This window comes from Bradyrhizobium sp. ORS 285, assembly GCF_900176205.1.
In the GTDB taxonomy this organism is placed as follows: domain Bacteria; phylum Pseudomonadota; class Alphaproteobacteria; order Rhizobiales; family Xanthobacteraceae; genus Bradyrhizobium.
The window spans coordinates 4193282-4213083 of sequence record NZ_LT859959.1 but is presented as its reverse complement, the minus strand read 5'-3'; the positions used below and the strand labels follow the sequence as shown (position 1 = coordinate 4213083).

Genomic DNA, 19802 nt, shown 5'->3' with positions numbered 1-19802 from the left:
CTCATCCGCGGGCCTTGCCGGCGCTCTTCTTGGGCGTGGCCTTGGTCGCGGGCTTGGCCGATGTCTTGGCGGCCTTGGCAACCGGCGCACGCGCCTTGCTGGTGGACTCTGATTTCGGCTTGGCCGCGGCCTTCTTCGCCACGGCCTTCTTGGCCGGCTTCGGTGTGTCGTCGTCTCCGCCCGCCTTCGGCTTGGCGGCCTTGGCATGCTTCGCAGCCTTCTTTGCCGCCTTCGCCTTGCCGCCGCCCTTCGCGGCGCGCTCGTCGATCAGGGCGATCGCTTCCGCGAGCGTGATCGTGTCCTTCTCCTTGTCGCCGGGGATAGTGGCGTTGACGCCGCCAGCGGTGACATAGGCGCCGTAGCGGCCGGCCTTCACGGCCACCGGTCCGAGCGAGGGATGATCACCCAGCGCCTTGCCGGGATCCGCACCGAACCGCTTGCTCGGGCCCTTGGCGACCTTCTCGGCAATCAGGGTGACCGCGCGGTTGAGGCCGATGTCGAACACCTCGTCGCCGGCTTCCAGGCTCGCATAGGTCTTGTCGTGCTTGACGAACGGCCCGAAGCGGCCGAGCCCCGCGGTGATCGGCAGACCCGTCTCCGGATGCTTGCCGATCTCACGCGGCAGCGACAGCAGCTTCAGCGCCAGGTCGAGATCGACGTCCGAGGGCTGCGTGCCCTTGGGGATGCCGGCGCGCTTCGGCTTCTCGCCCTCGGCATAATCCTTCTGCTCGCCGAGCTGGATGTAGGGTCCGAACCGGCCGGCCTTGACAGCGACCTCGAGGCCGGAGTCCGGATCCTGACCGAGCATGCGGTCGGCCGCGGCCTCGCTATCGGCGGCGAGCGGGCGGGTGTAGCGGCACTCCGGATAGTTGGAGCAGCCGACGAAGGCGCCGAATTTGCCGGCCTTCAAGTTCAGCCTGCCGGTGCCGCAGGTCGGGCACTGCCGGACGTCGCCACCATCCTCGCGCGGCGGATAGATGTGCGGACCCAACATCTCGTCGAGCGCGTCGAGCACCTGCGCCACGCGCAGATCCTTGATCTCGTCGACGGCGCCGATGAAGCCGGTCCAGAAATCCTTCAGGACCTGCTGCCAGGCGATCTCGTTGTTGGAGATGCGGTCGAGCTGCTCCTCCAGGTCCGCCGTGAAATCGTATTCGACATAGCGGCGGAAGAAGTTCTCCAGGAAGGCGATGACGACGCGGCCCTTGTCCTCGCCGTGCAGGCGCTTCTTCTCCAGCTTCACATAGCCGCGCGCCTTGAGCACATCGAGGATCGAGGCGTAGGTGGAGGGCCGGCCGATGCCGAGTTCTTCCATGCGCTTGACCAGCGAGGCCTCCGAGAAGCGCGGCGGCGGCTCGGTGAAGTGCTGGGTGACCGCGAGGTTCTGGCGCTTGAGCGGATCGTTCGGGCTCATCTGCGGCAGGCGGCGGCTGTCCTCGTCCTCCTCGTCGTCGCGGCCTTCCTGGTACAGCGCGAGGAAGCCGTCGAACTTGACGACCTGGCCGGTGGCGCGCAGCTCCAAGGTGCGGCCGCCTGCCTTGGCGACGATGTCAACCGTGGTGCGCTCCAGCTCGGCGGATTCCATCTGGCTGGCGATCGTGCGGGTCCAGATCAGCTCATAGAGCTTGGCCTGGTCGTCATCGAGCCGCTTGCGCAGATCGGCCGGCTTGCGCGACAGGTCGGTCGGGCGGATCGCCTCGTGCGCTTCCTGGGCGTTCTTGGCCTTGGTCTGATACTGGCGCGGGCTGTCCGGCACGTATTTGTTGCCGTAGATCTCGCCGATCACCTTGCGCGCCTGGGTGATTGCCGAGCCGTCGATCTGCACGCCGTCGGTACGCATATAAGTAATGAGACCGGTGGTCTCGCCGCCGATGTCGATGCCCTCATAGAGCCGCTGCGCAATGCGCATCGTATGCGCCGGCGCGAAGCCGAGCTTGCGGCTCGCTTCCTGCTGCAGGGTCGAGGTGGTGAAGGGCGCCTGCGGATTGCGCCGGGCCGGCTTGGCGTCGACGGTCGCGACCGTGTAGGTCGCCGCGTTCAGCGTGTTCTTGAAGTCTTCCGCTTCGGCGCCGGTGCCGATGTCGAGTCGCTGGATCTTCTTGCCGTCGGCGCCGACGAGGCGCGCTTCGAACGTGTCGCCGCGCGGCGTCGCGAGGGTGGCGATCAGCGACCAGTATTCGCGCGGGACGAACTTCTCGATCTCCATCTCGCGGTCGCAGACGAGGCGCAGCGCCACCGACTGCACGCGGCCCGCGGAGCGCGCGCCCGGCAGCTTGCGCCACAACACGGGGGAGAGCGTAAAGCCGACGAGGTAATCGAGGGCGCGGCGCGCCATGTAGGCGTCGACCAGCGCGCCGTCGATCTGGCGCGGGTTCTTCATGGCCTCGGAGACGGCCTGCTTCGTGATCGCGTTGAAGACGACGCGCTCGATCTTCTGATCCTTGAGCGCACGCTTCTCCTTCAGCACCTCCAGCACGTGCCAAGAGATCGCCTCGCCCTCGCGATCAGGGTCGGTGGCGAGAATCAGGCGGTCGGCGCCTTTCAGGGACTTGGCGATGTCGTTGAGTCGGCCGGCCGCCTTGGGGTCGACCTCCCAGATCATCCGGAAATTTTCTTCCGGATCGACGGAGCCGTTCTTCGCAGGGAGGTCGCGGACATGGCCGAACGAGGCCAGAACCTCATAGGAGGAGCCCAGATACTTATTGATCGTCTTGGCCTTGGCAGGCGACTCCACGATGACGATATTCATGTATTTCCAATGACTTAGTGGAGGGATTGAAGCCGGTTTCGCGGGATTCGCGCCTGCCTCGTTGACCCGAACATGGGTGGTGAGGGGGTTCCTGTCAAATCGGGGGGCGCCGAAAGTCGATTGCGTCCCCCTGGGGAAGTACCTATCAGGTTGTAGGGAGCGCCATTGGAACCGTGCTCTTTTTCCGATGTTTTTCCCCGAATACCCGTCATGGGATAGGTCGATTGGTCAAGGAAGCGGACAAACGCGGCCCGGATATAGAAGAGTCGATGGAGGATCCCGATGCCGCGGCGGCGCTGATTGCCGAGGTCACGGCGAGCCTGTCGCAGCTCGCGCAGCGGCATAATCTGGACATGCTCGATTATCTGCTGCGGATGGCCAATCTCGAAGCGGAGGAGCACCTGCGGCTGCGCAGCCGGCGCAAGCTGTCCTGAATTGCGGCTCGACGCGGCACCAAGGTCGTCTCCTGGGGGGGCAGCGGCGTCCAGTCATTTGAGTAGAGCAGAATGGCGGGCGCGTTGGTGTCCGATCTGTCCCCGCGCGGCATCCGCCTCAACATGGTCGCGCCGGCTGCGATCCGCACGCCGCGTTGGCGACGCGAAGATCGTCGAGCCAGGATCGCTGCGACGACGCCGCTCGGTCCAACATCGCTGGTACCGTGCTGTTCGTGCCTGGGACGATGCCGCGCACATGCAGGGACAAGAGCTGTTCCTCGATGGCGCCGCACCAGTTTGCCAGCCGGCGTGCCGATCTAACCCGACAGCTCGCCGCGTCCCTGACGATGCGAACGGCGACTGCCTAGCGCTTGCGGCAGTCGCCGAAGCATCTCAGGCCGCGAGATCGCTTGCCGTCTTCAACGCATTTGCCAGCGCCTGCTCGCGTTGCTCGGGTCCGACCATGATGCCGTCGGCCGCAACGAATTCGGGCGCCGTCACGCCGATGAAGCCGAGCACACCGCGCAGATAGGTTTCGAGATGCTCGAGTGCTGCCGCTGGTGCAGAGCCGTAAAAGCCGCCGCGTGACAGCGCGACGATCACGCGCTTACCGCCAACGAGTCCCTCGGGGCCATTGGCGTCATATCTGAATGTCTTGCCCGGGATCAGGATGCGATCGATCCAGGCCTTCAGCTGGCTCGGAACAGAAAAGTTGTACATGGGGGCGCCGATCACGATGATATCGGCGCTGAGAAATTCTTCGAGCACCGCTTGCCCGGCGGCAACGTCCGCCTGCACGGCCGGGTCTGCAACCGATCCGCCATGAGCAATCGCCACATGCGCTCCGGACAGATGCGACAGCGGCGTCGCTGCGAGATCCCGGTAGGTGACTTCGAGACTCGGCGTGATCTCGCGCAAGCGATTGACGATCGCGGCTGACACCTGACGGCTGACGGAGTTGGGGCCGAGCACGCTGGAGTCGATATGGAGCAGTTGTGTCATAGGTCAGTCACCTCGGTATTGGTTTGTAACTGGCGCACTATGAGTGACTGTGCTGTAACCCCACAAGAACGCACATTTTTGAAACCCGGGCACATCCGTGACACCTGCTGACAGCGATGATCCTGACCTCCCGCCGGTGCCGCAGTACAATGACTGCCGCGGCGTCGCGTCGATCCTGGCGCGTGTCGGCGACAAATGGAGCGTGTTCGTCATCATGATGCTGCAGGACGGGCCGAAGCGCTTCAACGAGCTGAAGCGCCTGGTCGGCGGCATCTCCCAGCGCATGCTGACCTTGACGCTGCGCGGGCTCGAGCGCGACGGGCTGGTGACGCGTACGGTGTTTCCGACCATCCCGCCGCGGGTCGACTATGAGCTGACCGATCTCGGCCGCGGCTTGTCGCAGCCGGTGCAGGCGCTCGGGCACTGGGCCATCGAGCACCAGGACAAGATCGAGCAGGCACGCTCGCGCTTCGACGCACGCAAAGATGGCGGCTGAGCGTCAGGTCAGCGACACCATCCCGCCGCCGTGACGTTCCAGCCGGCCCGCCAGCTCGAGTTCCAGCAGCACCATGCGCAGCACTGCGGGCGACAGGCCGCTGAGCCGGATCAGGTCGTCGATCGACACCGGCGTCGGGCCGAGAAGGGCCGTGATCTGCGCGCGGTCGTGGCTCTCGGGATCGGGCGCGAACAGCTCCTCGTCGGGCTCGCCCAGCGACAATGGCAGCGGCCGCTCCAGAATGGGGCCGACAGCCTGGATGACGTCGGCGGCCTCGGTGACCAGCGTGGCGCCCTGCTTGATCAGGTCGTTGGTGCCGGCCGAGCGGGGATCCAGCGGCGAGCCGGGAACTGCGAACACCTCGCGGCCCTGTTCGCCGGCCATCCGGGCGGTGATCAGCGACCCCGAGCGGTGCGCGGCCTCGACCACGACGACGCCGAGCGAGGCGCCCGAGATCAGCCGGTTGCGGCGGGGGAAGTCGCGGGCGCGCGGCTCGTGTCCGAGCGGCATCTCGGAGATGGCGGCGCCGCTGCCGCTCACGATGGCTCCGAGCAGATCGACATGCTCGGGCGGATAGATGCGGTCGTGGCCGCCGGCGAGCACCGCGACCGTGCCCCTTCCGAGGCTCGCGCGATGGGCGGCCTGATCGATGCCGCGCGCCAGGCCTGAGATGATGACGAAGCCGGCCTGGCCGAGCTCATGGGCGATCTGGCCAGCGAATTTGAGCCCGGCGGCGGAAGCATTGCGCGAGCCGACGATGGCGATCATCGGGCGCATCAGGGCGTCGCGGGCGCCGCGCACGGCGAGCAAAGGCGGCGCATCCTCGCAGGTGGCGAGGCGGGGCGGATAGCCGTCCTCGTCCGGCGCCCGGAGCTGGACGCTCTGGCGTTTACAGGCCTCGAGCTCGGCTTCGGCCTGGCTTGCGGTGCAGATCCGGCCGCTCGTCGCTGCGCCGCCGCGGCGCGCCAGATCCGGCAGACGCTCCAGCGCGGCGCGGGCGGTGCCGAACTGGTCGAGCAGCGCACGGAAGGTGCGCGGGCCGACATTGTCGGAGCGGATCAGGCGCAGCCGGTCGCGCCGCTCGGTGTCGCTCAGCTCGATCGTCGTGTTGATCGCGTCCACGCCAGCCTCCTCGAAGAAGGCCAGCATGGAGCAACCCGAGGGCGCAGGGAAGAGGGCGCGCTACGCCGGAGCGACCTCGCGCACCTCTTCGGTCGCGGTGGCCGGCCGCTCCTCGGCGATCGCCGGCATCGTGCCCGCAGGGGCCTCGCGCAGCCAGCGATCGGCGGCCTCGCGCCCGCGCTGATGCAGCATGGCGATGAAGTCGCTGCCGAAGTCGGTGGCCTCGCGCTGCGCCAGCGACTCGATCTCGTCCTCGGCGGCGAGCCGATGCAGGCGGGGCGGGTGCAGGCCGTCGCTGCGGGCCCATTCCAGCGCCGCAAGCTCGGCGTTGAGCACGGCATTGGCTGCGATCTGGTCGAGGCGGCGATCGATCGCGGCCGAGGTCATCGGCACGAAGCCGTCCCGCGCCGGCGTGACCTGAATGACCAGCAGATCGGCTGCGCTGGACTCATGCGCAATCTGGATCAGCGGCGGATTGGCCGCGTAGCCGCCGTCCCAGTAGCTTTCGTCGTCGATCTCGACGGCCGCAAGCATCTGGGCCGGGCAGGTCGAGGCGAGCAGCACGTCCGGCGTGATGTCGCCGTTGCGGAAGATCTGCGGCTGGCCATCGCGGACCCGGGTGGCCGCGACCAGCAGCCGCGGCGCGCCTGCGCCCTGCACGGCGGCGAAATCGATTGTCGTGGTGAGGATGTCGCGGAGCGGCGCCAGATCGAGGGGGTCGGCGCGGCCGCCGCGCAGGCCAGTGCCGAAAGAGACCGCGCTGCTGGCCGGCGAATAGCCGCCGATCAGCATCAGCGCGCGGAACGAGGCGTCATCGGCAAGCCCTGTCCAGAACTCGGCGAGACGGCCGCGGGCTTCGTCGCGGCCGCCATTGGCGAGCCCGCTCGCGAGCAGCGCCGCATTGATCGCGCCGGCGCTGGCGCCGCTGATCGTGTCGAAATCGCAGGCCGGCTCCTCCAGCAGGCGGTCCAGCACGCCCCAGGTGAAGGCCGAAAAGGTTCCTCCGCCCTGCAGCGCCAGCGACAGCTTGCGCGGCGGCCACACGCGCGGCGGCGGCGGCAGCTTGGCGTTGGCGATCGTCTCGGCCAGGGATCGCTCCGGCGCGTCGGCGGTCTTTGGCTCCGTGGTGGCGGCCGAGCCCGTAGCGGCGATCATCATCTCGACGACGGCCGTGGCGCTTTCGGATGGCGTGGTCGCGGCGGTTGACGCAATCGGGGCAGCCGGGCTCTCGGCAATCGGATCGGCTGCGACCTCGTGAGCGACCGGCTCGATCGCTGCAGCCTGCGTCGGTTCGGCGGTGTTGCCGGTGGATGCGAACGGGTCGTCGGTCGACCAGATCTGGGCCGCGGAGAGGAGGGCGCTGGCGCTCGATCGAATGGGTGTAGACATTTGCTGCGCCGACTCCTCATCAGTGCGGTGCTCGCGCGGAAGTCGCGCGCCGCTTGAATTGGTCTTGCGTGTTCAGATGCCGGAATCATGACAGGCAATCATGATTCACACCAGAGTCGGCGTTAACTTATTAGCTGATGATGTGGCGGTGTTGCTGCGTTGCCTCTGTAATTCCAGGGCGAGACACAGGATATCCGCATTTGCTCCGTATTTGTTCGGAGTGATTACTTCTTGGCGCCGATCTTGCTCTCGGTGCCGGCCTGCAAGCGCCTGATGTTTTCGCGATGCATGTAAATGAGCAACAAGGTGAGCAGGGCAAACAACGCGGCCAGCGCGGTGTGACCGAAAGCCCACAATACGATCGGCGTCAGCACGCTCGCGACGAGTGCAGCCAATGATGAGTAGCGGAACGCGAATGCGGTCGCGAGCCAGACCAGGCAGAAGAAGATCGCGCCGGGCCAGAACAGGCCGATGAGGATGCCGATATACACCGCGACGCCCTTGCCACCGCGGAATTTCAGCCACACCGGGAACAAGTGCCCGAGGAAGGCGCCGAGCCCCGCCGCCATCGCAGCATTTGGGCCGCCCAGGTAGCCGGCAATCAGGACGGCGGCCGTGCCCTTCAGCGCGTCGCCAAGTAAGGTGGCTGCGGCCAGCCCCTTGCGGCCGGTGCGCAGCACGTTGGTGGCGCCGATATTGCCGGAGCCGATGCTGCGCAGGTCCTGGGTGCCGGCGAGCCTGGTCAGGATCAGGCCGAACGGGATCGAGCCCAGCAGATAGCCGATGATGAGAGCCACGGGCAGGAAGGCTTCGGAACCCATCACACAACTCCTTGCGCGCGATGCCGTGCGTCAGACATGTTCGAATACCGTGCGGCCGCCGACGATGGTGCGGACCACGCGGCCGGTGAAGCGGGCCTCGTCGAACGGCGTGTTCTTGCACAGCGATTTGAGGTCGGCCGGATCGAGGATCCAGGGCACGTCCGGATCGATCACGATGATGTCGGCCGGCGCGCCAGCGCGCAGGGTGCCGCCGGGCAGGCCGAGCAGTTCCGCGGGGCGCGTCGACATCGCGCGGATCAAGGTGGTCCAGCTCAGCTCGCCGCTGTGCACCAGCCGCAGCGCGGCCGACAGCATCGTCTCCAGGCCGACGGCGCCGCTCGCGGCCTCCGCGAACGGCAGCCGCTTGACCTCGACGTCCTGCGGATTGTGGTCGGACATGATGACGTCGATCAGGCCGGACGCGAGCGCCTCGACCAGCGCGCGGCGGTCGACCTCGGTGCGCAGCGGCGGCGTCAGCTTGAGGAAGGTGCGGTAGGGGCCGATGTCGTTCTCGTTCAGCGTGACGTGGTTGATCGAGACCGAGGCGCTGACGGCGAGCCCCGCGTCACGCGCGCGCTTGAGGACGTCGAGCGAGTCCACCGAACTCAGCGCGGCCGCGTGATAGCGGCCCTTGGTCAGCGCCACGAGGCGCATGTCGCGCTCGAGCACCACGGCTTCGGCCGCGGGCGGAATGCCGGAGAGGCCGAGGCGCGAGGCGAACTCGCCTTCGTTCATGACGCCTTCGCCGACGAGATTCGGGTCCTCGGTGTGATGCACGATCAAGGCGTCGAAGTCGCGCGCGTAGGTCAGCGCGCGGCGCATCACCTGAGCGTTCATCACGCTGGTATGGCCGTTGGAGAAGGCGACCGCGCCGGCGGCGCGCAACAGCCCGATCTCGGTCATCTCCTCGCCGCGCAGGCCCTTGGTCAAGGCCGCCATCGGCTGGATGTTGACGATCGCGGTATCGCGGGCGCGGCGCAGCACGAAGTCGACGGTCGCCGAATTGTCGATGACCGGCTCGGTGCCGGGCTGACAGATGATGGTGGTGATGCCGCCGGTCGCTGCCGCTTGGCTCGCGCTCGCAAAGGTCTCGCGATGGCCGAGGCCCGGCTCGCCGACGAAGGCGCAGATGTCGACCAGGCCGGGCGCGACGATCTGGCCGGCGCAGTTGATGACGTCGGTTCCTTCGGGCACGCCTGCGGCGCCGATGCCGCGCTTGATGTCGCGGATGACGCCGTCGGCGATCAGCACGTCACCGGGCCCGTCGATGTCGCGGGAGGGATCGATGACGCGCGCATTGGCGAGCAGGATCGGGCGGCGATCGGTCAGCATGTCGTTTCGTCCCGAGGTCTCAAATCAAGCATTGGGCAGGTTGCGGGCCAGCGCCTCGAGCACGGCCATGCGCACGGCGACACCCATTTCCACCTGTTCCCGGATCAGCGACTGCGCGCCGTCGGCGACGATGGAGTCGATCTCGACGCCGCGGTTCATCGGGCCGGGATGCATGACGAGCGCATCGGGCTTGGCGTAGGCGAGCTTCTTCTGGTCGAGGCCGAAATATTGGAAATATTCCGACGAGGACGGCACGAACGAGCCGTTCATGCGCTCGCGCTGCAGGCGGAGCATCATGACGATGTCGGCGCCGTTGAGGCCCTCGCGCATGTCGCGCGCGACCTCGACGCCCATCCGCTCGATGCCCGGCGGCAGCAGCGTGGAGGGCGCGACGACGCGCACGCGCGCGCCCATCGTGTTCAGCAGGAGGATGTTGGAGCGCGCGACGCGCGAATGCAGCACGTCGCCGCAGATCGCGATCACCAGCCCCTCGATGCGGCCCTTGTTGCGGCGGATCGTCAGTGCGTCCAGCAGCGCTTGCGTGGGATGCTCATGCGCGCCGTCACCGGCATTGATGACGGAGCCGTCGACCTTGCGGGCCAGGAGCTCCACCGCGCCGGAGGCGTGGTGACGGACCACCAGGATGTCCGGATGCATCGCATTGAGCGTGACGGCGGTGTCCATCAGGGTCTCGCCCTTCTTGATGGACGAGGACGACACCGACATGTTCATGACGTCGGCGCCGAGCCGCTTGCCGGCGAGCTCGAACGAGGATTGTGTCCGCGTCGACGCCTCGAAGAACAGGTTGACCTGGGTCCGGCCGCGCAGCACGGTGCGCTTCTTGTCGACCTGACGATTCAGTTCGACATACTCCTCGGACAGGTCGAGGAGACCGGTGATGTCGTGGGCGGAAAGGCCCTCGATTCCCAGCAAATGCCGGTGCCCGAGGACGAAAGTCGATTTCGGAGAGGTTGCCATTAAAGCCAGAGCTATAGGCGCGGTTTCCACGGCGGGCAAGGCCGAAAGCCGGGGTTCCGAGTTATCCCCCGTTCCGTCCCGGGGCCGCCGGACATTCGCGAGGTGGCGGTTGATCGCCGCCGGTGTCCTGCTTCCATGGGCGGTCCTGCTGGCGGGCATCGTTCCCGCCTCGGCGGCCAAGCTGCTGGCGGATTTCGTCTACCTCCGCGACATCGACCCGACGATCCAGCAGGACATCCGCTATGCCGGAAGCAACAACTTCGTCGGCCGTCCCTTGCCGCGCTACGAGGCGGCCGAATGCATCGTGAGGCGTGATGTCGGGCTGCGGCTGCAGGCGGCTCAGACCGAGCTGCGGCCGCGCGGCTTGTCGTTGAAGATGCTCGACTGCTACCGGCCGGTGCGCGCCGTCGCGGAGATGCTGGCGTGGTCCGAAGATGGCGTCGAGACCACCGCCGGCCGCCGCTATACGCCGGGCGTTGCGAAGCGCGACCTGTTCCGGCTCGGCTACATCGCCGTGCGTTCCAGCCATTCGACCGGGGCGGCGCTCGATCTGACGCTGGTCGAGCTGGCGGCCGACAATTCCGCCGTGTTCGATCCTGCCAAAGACTATGCGGACTGCACGGCGCCGGCGGCGCTGCGTGCGCCGGAAGGCAGCGTCGATATGGGGACCGGCTACGATTGTTTCGACGTCAAGGCTCATACTGCAGCACGAGACCTGACGCCGGAGCAGCGCCGCTGGCGCAACGAGCTGGTGACTGTGATGGCGCGGCAAGGGTTTGTGAACTATGCCAGGGAGTGGTGGCACTTTTCACTGCCGGGCGCCGGCGCGACCACCTATGTTTTTCCCATTCGGCCGCGCCGATGATCGAACTCTCCAGGGTACGGCCATGACCCCGACATCGTTCGAGACCCACGAGGTCTTCAATCAATCTCCGCCGTTCGAGGACGTGAACCTGTTCACGGCCGACCGGCCGCTGATGGAGGCCGTGAAGGCGAGTGGCGGCGCTGACGCCGAGCACGAACTGACGGCTTTTGGCGCGCTGTGGGGATCGGCCGAGATGGCCGAGCAGGGCCGGCTCGCGAATGAGAGCACGCCGAAGCTGCGCAGCTTCGACGCCAAGGGCTTTCGTCGCGACCTCGTCGAGTTTCATCCGGCCTATCATCGGATGATGACGCGCTCGGTCGAAGCCGGTCTGCACAACTCGACCTGGACCGCGCAGGGCAAGCCCGCAGGCGGCAGCTCCGAGGTCGTGCGCGCGGCCAAATTCTACATCGCCTCTCAGGTCGAGAGCGGGCACCTGTGTCCGATCACGATGACGCGCGCTTCAGTCGCGGCGCTGGCCGCGCAGCCCGATCTGCTGGCGCGGACGATGCCCGTGATTGCCACCCGCGGCTACGACCCGGCGTTTGCGCCGTGGTGGCAGAAGCGCGGCATGACGCTCGGCATGGGCATGACCGAGAAGCAGGGTGGCACCGACGTGCGCGCCAACATGACATCAGCTGAGCGTACGAGTGAGGGCTATCGCATCACCGGGCACAAATGGTTCATGTCGGCGCCGATGTGCGACGCCTTCCTGGTGCTGGCGCAGGCCGAGGGCGGCCTGACCTGTTTCTTCATGCCGCGCTTTGCGCCGGACGGATCAGTCAACGCGCTGCGCTTCCAGCGGCTGAAGGACAAGCTCGGCAATCGCTCCAATGCGTCCTCCGAGGTGGAGTTCACAGGCGCCTATGCCGAGCGCGTCGGCGAGGAGGGCAGGGGCATCAGCACCATCATCCAGATGGTGCAGCTGACCCGGCAGGACTGCGCGATCTCGTCCGCCGGCCTGATGCGCTCGGGGCTGGCGCATGCGCTGCATCACGCGCGCCATCGCAGCGTGTTCCAGAAGCATCTCGCCAACCAGCCGCTGATGCAGTCGGTGCTCGCCGACATGGCGCTTCATGTCGAGGCGACGGTGGCGCTGGTGATGCGGCTGTGCCGCGCGTTCGATCGCATGCATGGGGACCCGGACGAAGCGGCCTACATGCGATTGCTGACGCCCGCGATCAAATACTGGGTATGCAAGAGCGCGCCGCCGTTTCTTTATGAGGCGATGGAGTGCCTCGGCGGCAATGGCTATGTCGAGGACGGCATCCTCGCGCGCCACTTCCGGGAATCGCCGGTCAACGCGATATGGGAAGGCTCGGGCAATGTGATGTGCCTCGACGTGTTGCGCGCGCTGTCGCGCGAGGCGGAGGCGGCGACTGCCGTCATGAAAACCCTGGCCGATGAGACGCGTGGCTTGCCCGGCGCAGCGGACGCGGTCGCCATGATCGGCCAGGCCTTCCGGCGTGGCGACAGCGAGCGTATCGCACGCCTCGCCGTCGAGAAGCTCGCTCTGCTGGCGGCCGCGGCCGCGCTCAATGCGGTGACGCCTGCTCACGCCGAGCTGTTCGCCACCACCCGGCTCGCCAACATTCATCCGAGCATGTATGGCGCCGTCGATCTCGGACCCGCCGCCACCCGTGCCTTGCTGGAGCGCGCCCTGCCTTGACCGATACGCCTGACGCCGCCGTCGTCGATTCCCTCGACCCGCTCGAGCCGCCACAGCAGATCGCTCCGGCGCAGCATCAGCCGCGCACGCTCGGCTTCTGGCGGACGACGTTGTGGGGCCTCCTCATCATCGTCCTCTTCTTCATCGGTCAGCTGACGCCGATCCTCTATCTGCTGCTGCGCCATGATGGCGCATTCACGGGGCCCGTCGAGCTCCAGACCGCCGCAGTCCAGATCGCAAGCCGGTCTCTGACGGTGTCGCTGTCGGCGATCATGGGCGTGCCGGCGATCCTGCTGCCGATCTATTTCGCCGTCCGCCACACCCGCATGTCCTTCGCCGACTATCTGGGCCTGCGCTGGACCGGCTGGAAGAATTTTGCCCTCGGCGTGGTCGGGATGGTCGTGATCCTCGGCTGCTGGGAGCTGGCGGCGCATCTGACCGGACGTGGCGACACCTCGTCGAGCTTCATGGTGGACATCTTGAAGACGGCGAGAGGCGACGGCGTGGTCTGGCTGATGGTCATCGCCTTCTGCGTCGCGGCGCCGGTGTCCGAAGAGCTGATGGCGCGCGGCTTTCTCTATCGCGGCTGGTCGGACTCCTTCCTGCGGGTGCCCGGGGCCATCCTGCTATCATCAGCGGTCTGGACCGTCCTGCATCTTCAATACGACTGGTTCGCCCTGCTGAACGTGTTTTCGCTCGGCGTGTGGTTCGGCTATCTGCGCTACCGCACCCACTCGCTTTATCTGACCATGGTGCTGCACGGCCTGAACAACCTCGCGGCCACGATCCAGACGATGTGGCTGGCGAGCGGCCAATCCTGAGAGGACCTCAGCTCGTCCAGGCGATCGCGAGCGGCATGGTGATCGCCGCCAGCACCGTCTGCAGCGAGATGATCTGGGCCAGCAGCGGCGCGTCGCCGCCCATCTGCTTGGCGAGGACGTAGGCGCTCGGCGAGGTCGGCACCGCGGCGCAGATCGCGACCACCACGAGGCTCGGGCCGGTGACGCCGAACCATCCGGCAAGCCCGATCGCGAGGATCGGCATCAGCACCAGCTTGAGCACGACGCCGAGCGCGGCGGCCGGTCCGGCGCGTCGCAGGCCTTCGAAGTGTAGGCCGGCGCCGGTGACCAGGAGGCCGATCGGCAGCGAGGCCTGGCCGAGCGCATCGGCGGCATCGTGCCAGAGCTTCGGCAGCGGCACCTGCGCGACGTTGAGCGCGAGCCCGACGACGCAGGCCCAGATCAGTGGGTTGCGCAGGATCGTGGCGAGGATTTGGCTGAGCGAGCGGCGAACCGGCGAGGCGTAATGCGCGAGCACCGCGACGCTGAAGACGTTGACCATCGGAATGATCGCGATCATCGCGACCGAGGCGACCGCAAGGCCGGTCGGTCCGAACAGGCTGCGGGCGACGCCGAGTGCGACATAGGTCTGCCAGCGCGTCGCGCCCTGGAAGATCGAGGTGAAGGCCGGGCCGTCGACGCCGGCACGCGCGAGCAAAGGGCGCAGCGTAAGACACAGCGCCGACATCGCCAGCATCGCCAGGAACAGGGCGCCGCCGACGCCGGCCACCGGCACCGTACTGAGATCCGCCTTGATCAGACTTTGCAGCAGCAAAGCAGGGAACAGCACGTAATAAGTGAGGCGCTCGAGCCCGTGCCAATGCGCCTCGAGCCGGATCAGGCTGCGCCGCAGCCCGAAGCCGATCACGATCAGCAGGAACACCGGCGCCAGCGCCGCGACGACTGCGCTCATGGGCTTACTGGCCGGAGCGGCGCAGCGTCGTCAGCCGGTCGAGCGCGCCCTGCAGAATGAAGATCGCCGCATGGGTGTCGATCACCTCGGCGCGCCTGGCGCGGCTGACATCCATGCCGATCAGCTCGCGCTCGACGGCCGCCGTCGACAGCCGCTCGTCCCACAGCCCGATCGGCAGGTCGGTGAGGCTAGCGAGGTTGCGCGCAAACGCCCGCGTCGACTGCGCGCGCGGTCCTTCGCTGCCGTCCATGTTGATCGGCAAGCCCAGCACGAAGCCGACCACCTTGCGCTCGGCGCAGATGGCAAGCAGCCGCGCAGCATCAGCCTTGAACGCCTTGCGCTGGATGGTCTCGACACCGGTCGCGAGACGGCGGTCCGGATCGGACACGGCCACGCCGATGGTCTTCGTGCCGAGATCGAGGCCGACGAGCGCGCCGCGCTCGGGCCAGCGGCCGGCGGCTTCGATGAGGGGAAGGATGGGAGCAGGCATGGCGCGCCGCTTAGCACGCGCCAAGCCCGAGAGGCAAAGCCGTAGGCTACCGGATCGCAATCGGGTTGATGTTGCCTTGCACGCCGCCGCGCCAGCGCGGCTGGCCGAGGACGAAGAGGAACTCGTAGCCCTTGTCCTTGGCGAGCGCTGCCGTGTCCATGTTCTCCAGGATGTAGGTCCCGTTCATCGCGAGCAGGATCTGGTGCACTTCGAACAGGTTGTTCGATTCGAACGGGATCGCTTCCACCGCCCAGTTGTCGGCGCCGACGGCGACGACGCCCTTCGAGGTCAGGTACTTCGCGCCCTCGACGCCGAGCCCCGGCTCGCCGGCGCTGTAGCGCTTGTCGTCCTTGCCGATCAGCCCGAGCCAGCCGGTGTGGAAGATCACGATGTCGCCCTGGCGGATCTCGACGCCCTGTTTCTTGGCGGCCTCCTCGATCTCCTTGACGTTGAAGGCGGTGCCTTCCTTGACGACATCGGTGCCGTAATAGGCGGCCATGTCGAGCAGCACGCCGCGCGCGACCAGCGGGGGGACCTTCTCGATGCCCAGCTTCTTCAGGCCGGTCGGGTCGGCGAAGTCGAGCAGCTTGTTGCCGTTGTAGTAGACGTGCTCGATGCCGAGATGGCCGAGGCCGTCGATCTGGCTGCCGACGCCGACCCAACCTTCGACGATGTCGTCATTATAGGTCGCCTTGTTCGGCCCGAGTCCGGGGATGCCGGCCTGTCCGGGCTGCACCACCGTGATCTTGAACGAGCGCGGCGGGTAGGCCGGGGTCTTCGAATCCACGATCATGCCGAGCGGGTAGGTCTTGCCGGTCTTCACGAGCGAGGCCGCTTTGACCACGAGCTCCGGCGTCATGTAGTTGGCCGCGCCGATCTCGTCGTCCGGTCCCCATTTCGATTTGGTCCAGTCCTGAGCATTCGCCGTCCCGATCGCCCCCATCATGGCGATCGAGCAGCACAACACGACCGCGTTGCGCATCGCATTTCCTCCGACATGTTGTTTGTTGTGTTTCGCGCTGGCCAGCGCTGCATCCTAGCGTAGTGCGGGACCGCCGGACAAAGTGTTTTTCCGGTGCGTGCGCTGCACAGCGCCCGAACGTCGCATCGGTCGAAATGGCCGTGTTTTACTATAGCATCCGGTCATTTCGCGCCGTGGAATGGGTCGCGTTCCGGCATCGCCGATGCACAATCTCTGGGCGAGCAGGCCTATGCGGCGATGTCGCGATCCCGGCGGCTCAGGCCTTCCATGAACGCGGAAAGCGCGCTGCTGCGGTGCCCCGCGCGGCGGTGGATAAAGAGCGTCTCGACCTGCGCATGGGACGGATCGAGCGGATGCAAGCCGATGCTGCCGCTCATCGCGTGCCGCGTCACCACCGCGCGCGGCAGCAGCGCGACGCCCATCCCGGCGGCGACGCAGCCGATCATGCCGTCGAGCGTGCCGAGTTCGATGCGGGATGCGGCAGGCCAGCCGAAATCGTTGAACACCTGCTCCAGCCGCTGCCGATAGGTGCAGCCGGCCCTGAACACCAGCGCGGTCGGGCCGGACCCCGCGGTGGCTGCACGCAACGCGGACAGGCTTTCGAACCGCCGGGCGGTCACCAGCATCAACTCCTCCTCGAACGCGACCACGCCGGTCAGCTCCGGGTGGTCGATCGGACCGGCGACGAAGGCGCCGTCGAGTGAGCCGTCGAGCACGCCCGCCACGAGATCCGCCGTCGGCGCGGTGCGCAGGCTCAAGGCCACGGCAGGAAAGCGCCGGTGAAAGTCGGCGAGCCGCGTTGGCAGGCGCACCGCGGCGGTCGTCTCCATCGAGCCGATCATCAGCGGGCCCTGCGGCTCGCCGTCGTCGCGGGCGGCGAGCACGGCTTCACGCGACAGCGCCGCCATGCGATCTGCATAGGGCAGGAGCCGCTGTCCGGCGCTGGTCAGGGTCATGCCGCGGCTGTGGCGTTCGAACAAGGCGGTGCCGATCTCGGCTTCCAGCGCCTTGATCCGCTGCGTGACGTTGGACTGCACCGTGTTGAGGATTTCAGCGGCGCGCGTGATGCCGCCAGTGCGGGCCACTGCGGCGAAGGTCTCGAGGTCGCTCAGTTCCACGGCCGCTCTCCGTTTTGAATCTGCGATGGCAGGGTTCTCAACTATTCATTTTGAGAGAATGCTAGCCGCGCCTAGGGTTCGCGTCCAGACGTGAGGAGAGATGCGCATGGCGCTGCGAACGCGGCTGACGGAGACGCTCGGCATCGACCATCCGGTCCTGTCTGCGCCGATGGATGTCGTTGCCGATGCGAAGCTGGTGCGCGCGGTCAGCGCGGCCGGCGGCTTCGGCATCCTCGGCGGCGGCTATGGCAACCGCGCGTGGCTCGCGCAGGAAACGGCGAAGCTCGCCGGCTTGCGTCAGCCGTTCGGCATCGGGTTCATCACTTGGTCGCTGGCCAAGCAGCCGGAACTGCTCGACATCGCGCTGGCCGCCAAGCCCGCCGCGATCATGCTGTCGTTTGGTGATCCCGCGCGCTTCGCACCTGATATCAAGCAAGAAGGCGCGCGCTTGATCTGCCAGGTGCAGGATGAAGCGATGGCAGGGCAGGCGCTGATGGCCGGCGCCGACATCCTGATCGCACAGGGAACCGAGGCGGGCGGCCATGGGGCGTTGCGTACGACGCTCGACATCGTGCCGGCGGTCGTCGATCTCGCGGCTGGCCGGGTGCCGGTCGTTGCTGCTGGCGGACTCGCGGATGGCCGCGGCCTAGCCGCCATGCTCACGCTCGGCGCCGATGGCGTGCTGCTCGGCACGCGCTTCTATGCCAGCCAGGAAGCCGCCGGGGCCGACGAAGCCAAGCGGCGCATCTGCGCGGCAAAATCCGGCGAGACGGTGCGCGGCATCATCTTCGATTTGTCGCGCAACAATGTCTGGCCGGCGCCGTTCACCGGACGGTGTCTGATCAACGACCATGCGCGTCGCTGGATGGGGCGCGAGGTCGAGCTGCTGCAGCAGGTCGAGCGCGTCTCGGCCGATTACATGAAGGCGAGGACCGAGGGTAATTTCGAGGTCGCCGCCGTCATCGCCGGCGAGGCGGTCGGGCTGATCCATGATATCCCGCCGGCCGGCGAGATCGTCGCGCGGATCGTCGGCGAGGCCGAGCAGATCCTGGCAGGGCGGAGCAACTCGTCGCGGCTGCCGCGCAATGGAACGAAAGAGTGAGGTGAACCATGTGGCCCGATCGTCGCTTTCTCGATCTCGTCAAGACGGAGCATCCGATCGTACTCGCGCCGATGGCCGGTGTGATGGACGCGGAGTTGGTCATCGCCGTCGCGGAAGGCGGCGGGCTCGGCTCGCTGCCGTCAGCGATGCTCACCCCCGACAAGGTGCGCGAGCAGGTCAACATCATCCGGCAGCGCGTCTCGGCACCGATCAACCTGAACTTCTTCTGCCATACGCCGGTCGAGGCCGACGCGGCCCGTGAGGCGGGCTGGAAGCAGCGGCTGGGCGCGTACTATCGAGAATATGGCGTTGATCCGGCGGCGCCTGTCACCGCGGCGAACCGCGCGCCGTTCGACGCGGCGATGTGCGGCGTCGTGGAAGAGCTGAAGCCGGAGATCATCAGCTTTCATTTTGGCTTGCCCGAGCCGGCGCTGCTGGCGCGCGTGAAGGCCACCGGGGCGGTGGTGATGGCGTCCGCGACCGTCGTGCGCGAGGCGGTATGGCTGGAGCGGAACGGCGCCGACGTCGTCATCGCGCAAGGCGCCGAGGCCGGTGGCCATCGCGGCATGTTCCTGACCGACAAGCTTGCCGAGCAGGTCGGCACCTTTGCGCTGGTGCCGCAGATCGTCGATGCGGTGAAGCTGCCGGTGATCGCGGCCGGCGGCATTGCCGATGGGCGCGGCATTGCGGCGGCGTTCGCGCTCGGCGCGTCAGGCGTGCAGATCGGCAGCGCCTTTCTGCGCTGCCCGGAATCGAAGGTCAGTGCCATCGCGCGCGCCGCGCTCGCCGCGGCCGACGACGAATCGACGGTCATCACCAACGTGATGACCGGCCGGCTGGCGCGCGGCGTCGCCAACCGGGTGATGCGCGAGGTCGGACCGATCTCGCCCGACGCGCCGGCGTTCCCGCATGCGGCGACCGCTCTCGGCCCGCTCAAGGCGGCCGCGGAGAAGCAGGGCAAGGTCGATTTCACCAATCTCTGGGCGGGACAGGCGTTGCCGCTGGGGCGGGAGATACCGGCGGCCGAGCTGACGCGGACGCTGGCGGAGCAGGCGCTGGCGCGGCTCGCCAAGCTGGCGGGCTGACGCCGAAGGAGACGTCAAGGGCAGGGCGCTGCCCCGGGAAAGCCTGAACCCTGCCGGTTGCGGCGCGAAAGCGGGCTCTGCTATAGGGCGGGTTCACTGTTTCCCGTGAGGCCCTATATAATGTCGGTCGATGCCGCCACTGTCCGCCGGATCGCGCAATTGGCGCGGATCGCTGTCACTGACGCCGAGGTCCCGCATCTGCAGGGCGAGCTCAACGCGATGCTGGCCTTTGTCGAGCAGCTCTCGGAGGTCAATGTCGAGGGCGTCGAGCCGATGACCTCGGTGACCCCGATGGCGATGAAGAAGCGCCAGGACGTCGTCACCGACGGCGAGATCGCCGAGGACATCGTCAAGAACGCGCCCATGACCGAGAACAACTTCTTTCTCGTGCCGAAGGTCGTGGAATAGCCAGGTGGAAT

19 protein-coding genes are annotated in these 19802 nt (G+C 67.2%); 8 read left to right on the top strand and 11 right to left on the bottom strand.

Annotated features, from left to right (window positions below):
• Window position 1: 1 nt before the first annotated feature.
• Window positions 2-2749, bottom strand: a complete 2748-nt coding sequence (topA, locus tag BRAD285_RS19035) for a type I DNA topoisomerase (protein WP_006611233.1) — start codon at window positions 2747-2749, stop codon at window positions 2-4.
• A 269-nt stretch (window positions 2750-3018) separates the two neighbouring features.
• Between topA and BRAD285_RS35835 the strand changes: the two genes are divergently transcribed.
• Window positions 3019-3183: a hypothetical protein gene (locus tag BRAD285_RS35835; RefSeq protein ID WP_006611232.1), complete on the top strand. Its 165-nt coding sequence runs from the start codon at window positions 3019-3021 to the stop codon at window positions 3181-3183.
• 393 nt (window positions 3184-3576) lie between these two features.
• Here BRAD285_RS35835 and BRAD285_RS19025 read toward each other — a convergent pair whose 3' ends face one another.
• Window positions 3577-4185 carry an FMN-dependent NADH-azoreductase gene (locus tag BRAD285_RS19025; RefSeq protein WP_006611231.1) on the bottom strand — a complete coding sequence of 203 codons (609 nt, stop codon included), beginning with the start codon at window positions 4183-4185 and terminating at the stop codon, window positions 3577-3579.
• A gap of 97 nt (window positions 4186-4282) precedes the next feature.
• Between BRAD285_RS19025 and BRAD285_RS19020 the strand changes: the two genes are divergently transcribed.
• A complete protein-coding gene (locus tag BRAD285_RS19020) occupies window positions 4283-4681 on the top strand; it encodes a helix-turn-helix domain-containing protein (RefSeq protein ID WP_006611230.1) in 399 nt (132 codons plus the stop codon).
• Between the two features lie 3 nt (window positions 4682-4684).
• Here the strand turns inward: BRAD285_RS19020 and dprA are convergent, their stop codons facing one another.
• The 5 genes from dprA to BRAD285_RS18995 all read right to left on the bottom strand — a co-directional run bounded on the left by dprA (window position 4685) and on the right by BRAD285_RS18995 (window position 10323).
• A complete protein-coding gene (gene dprA / locus BRAD285_RS19015; protein WP_006611229.1) occupies window positions 4685-5803 on the bottom strand; it encodes a DNA-processing protein DprA in 1119 nt (372 codons plus the stop codon).
• A gap of 60 nt (window positions 5804-5863) precedes the next feature.
• The gene (locus tag BRAD285_RS19010) at window positions 5864-7192 is read right to left on the bottom strand and encodes a patatin-like phospholipase family protein (RefSeq protein WP_006611228.1); all 1329 of its coding nucleotides are present in this window, start codon (window positions 7190-7192) and stop codon (window positions 5864-5866) included.
• A gap of 224 nt (window positions 7193-7416) precedes the next feature.
• Complete coding sequence (gene plsY / locus BRAD285_RS19005) at window positions 7417-8013, bottom strand: glycerol-3-phosphate 1-O-acyltransferase PlsY (protein WP_006611227.1); 597 nt, start codon at window positions 8011-8013, stop codon at window positions 7417-7419.
• A 30-nt stretch (window positions 8014-8043) separates the two neighbouring features.
• Window positions 8044-9345: a dihydroorotase gene (locus tag BRAD285_RS19000; RefSeq protein WP_006611226.1), complete on the bottom strand. Its 1302-nt coding sequence runs from the start codon at window positions 9343-9345 to the stop codon at window positions 8044-8046.
• Between the two features lie 24 nt (window positions 9346-9369).
• Window positions 9370-10323, bottom strand: a complete 954-nt coding sequence (locus tag BRAD285_RS18995) for an aspartate carbamoyltransferase catalytic subunit (RefSeq protein WP_006611225.1) — start codon at window positions 10321-10323, stop codon at window positions 9370-9372.
• 109 nt (window positions 10324-10432) lie between these two features.
• Between BRAD285_RS18995 and BRAD285_RS18990 the strand changes: the two genes are divergently transcribed.
• Genes BRAD285_RS18990 through BRAD285_RS18980 form a run of 3 tightly spaced genes read left to right on the top strand, consistent with a single transcriptional unit; the run spans window position 10433 to window position 13675 of the window.
• Window positions 10433-11188 (top strand): M15 family metallopeptidase, encoded by a 756-nt coding sequence (locus BRAD285_RS18990; protein ID WP_006611224.1) that lies wholly within the window; start codon window positions 10433-10435, stop codon window positions 11186-11188.
• 22 nt (window positions 11189-11210) lie between these two features.
• A complete protein-coding gene (locus BRAD285_RS18985; RefSeq protein WP_006611223.1) occupies window positions 11211-12854 on the top strand; it encodes an acyl-CoA dehydrogenase family protein in 1644 nt (547 codons plus the stop codon).
• Window positions 12851-13675, top strand: a complete 825-nt coding sequence (locus BRAD285_RS18980; protein ID WP_006611222.1) for a CPBP family intramembrane glutamic endopeptidase — start codon at window positions 12851-12853, stop codon at window positions 13673-13675. The genes BRAD285_RS18985 and BRAD285_RS18980 overlap by 4 nt, the downstream gene beginning before the upstream one ends.
• A 7-nt stretch (window positions 13676-13682) precedes the next feature.
• Here the strand turns inward: BRAD285_RS18980 and BRAD285_RS18975 are convergent, their stop codons facing one another.
• The 4 genes from BRAD285_RS18975 to BRAD285_RS18960 form a co-directional block, all read right to left on the bottom strand.
• Window positions 13683-14606: an AEC family transporter gene (locus tag BRAD285_RS18975; protein ID WP_006611221.1), complete on the bottom strand. Its 924-nt coding sequence runs from the start codon at window positions 14604-14606 to the stop codon at window positions 13683-13685.
• Between the two features lie 4 nt (window positions 14607-14610).
• On the bottom strand, window positions 14611-15096 hold the full coding sequence (ruvX, locus tag BRAD285_RS18970; protein ID WP_006611220.1) for a Holliday junction resolvase RuvX: 486 nt from the start codon (window positions 15094-15096) through the stop codon (window positions 14611-14613).
• Window positions 15097-15142: 46 nt separating this feature from the next.
• The gene (locus tag BRAD285_RS18965; protein ID WP_006611219.1) at window positions 15143-16078 is read right to left on the bottom strand and encodes a cyclase family protein; all 936 of its coding nucleotides are present in this window, start codon (window positions 16076-16078) and stop codon (window positions 15143-15145) included.
• Window positions 16079-16305: 227 nt separating this feature from the next.
• Window positions 16306-17196 (bottom strand): LysR family transcriptional regulator, encoded by an 891-nt coding sequence (locus tag BRAD285_RS18960; RefSeq protein ID WP_006611218.1) that lies wholly within the window; start codon window positions 17194-17196, stop codon window positions 16306-16308.
• Between the two features lie 106 nt (window positions 17197-17302).
• Between BRAD285_RS18960 and BRAD285_RS18955 the strand changes: the two genes are divergently transcribed.
• From BRAD285_RS18955 to gatC, 3 genes are all read left to right on the top strand, one after another.
• Window positions 17303-18298, top strand: coding sequence for a nitronate monooxygenase family protein (locus BRAD285_RS18955; protein WP_006611217.1), 996 nt, complete (start codon window positions 17303-17305; stop codon window positions 18296-18298).
• Window positions 18299-18306: 8 nt separating this feature from the next.
• A complete protein-coding gene (locus tag BRAD285_RS18950; protein WP_006611216.1) occupies window positions 18307-19383 on the top strand; it encodes a nitronate monooxygenase family protein in 1077 nt (358 codons plus the stop codon).
• A 120-nt stretch (window positions 19384-19503) separates the two neighbouring features.
• Window positions 19504-19791 (top strand): Asp-tRNA(Asn)/Glu-tRNA(Gln) amidotransferase subunit GatC, encoded by a 288-nt coding sequence (gene gatC / locus BRAD285_RS18945; protein ID WP_006611215.1) that lies wholly within the window; start codon window positions 19504-19506, stop codon window positions 19789-19791.
• The last annotated feature ends 11 nt before the right edge of the window (window positions 19792-19802 follow it).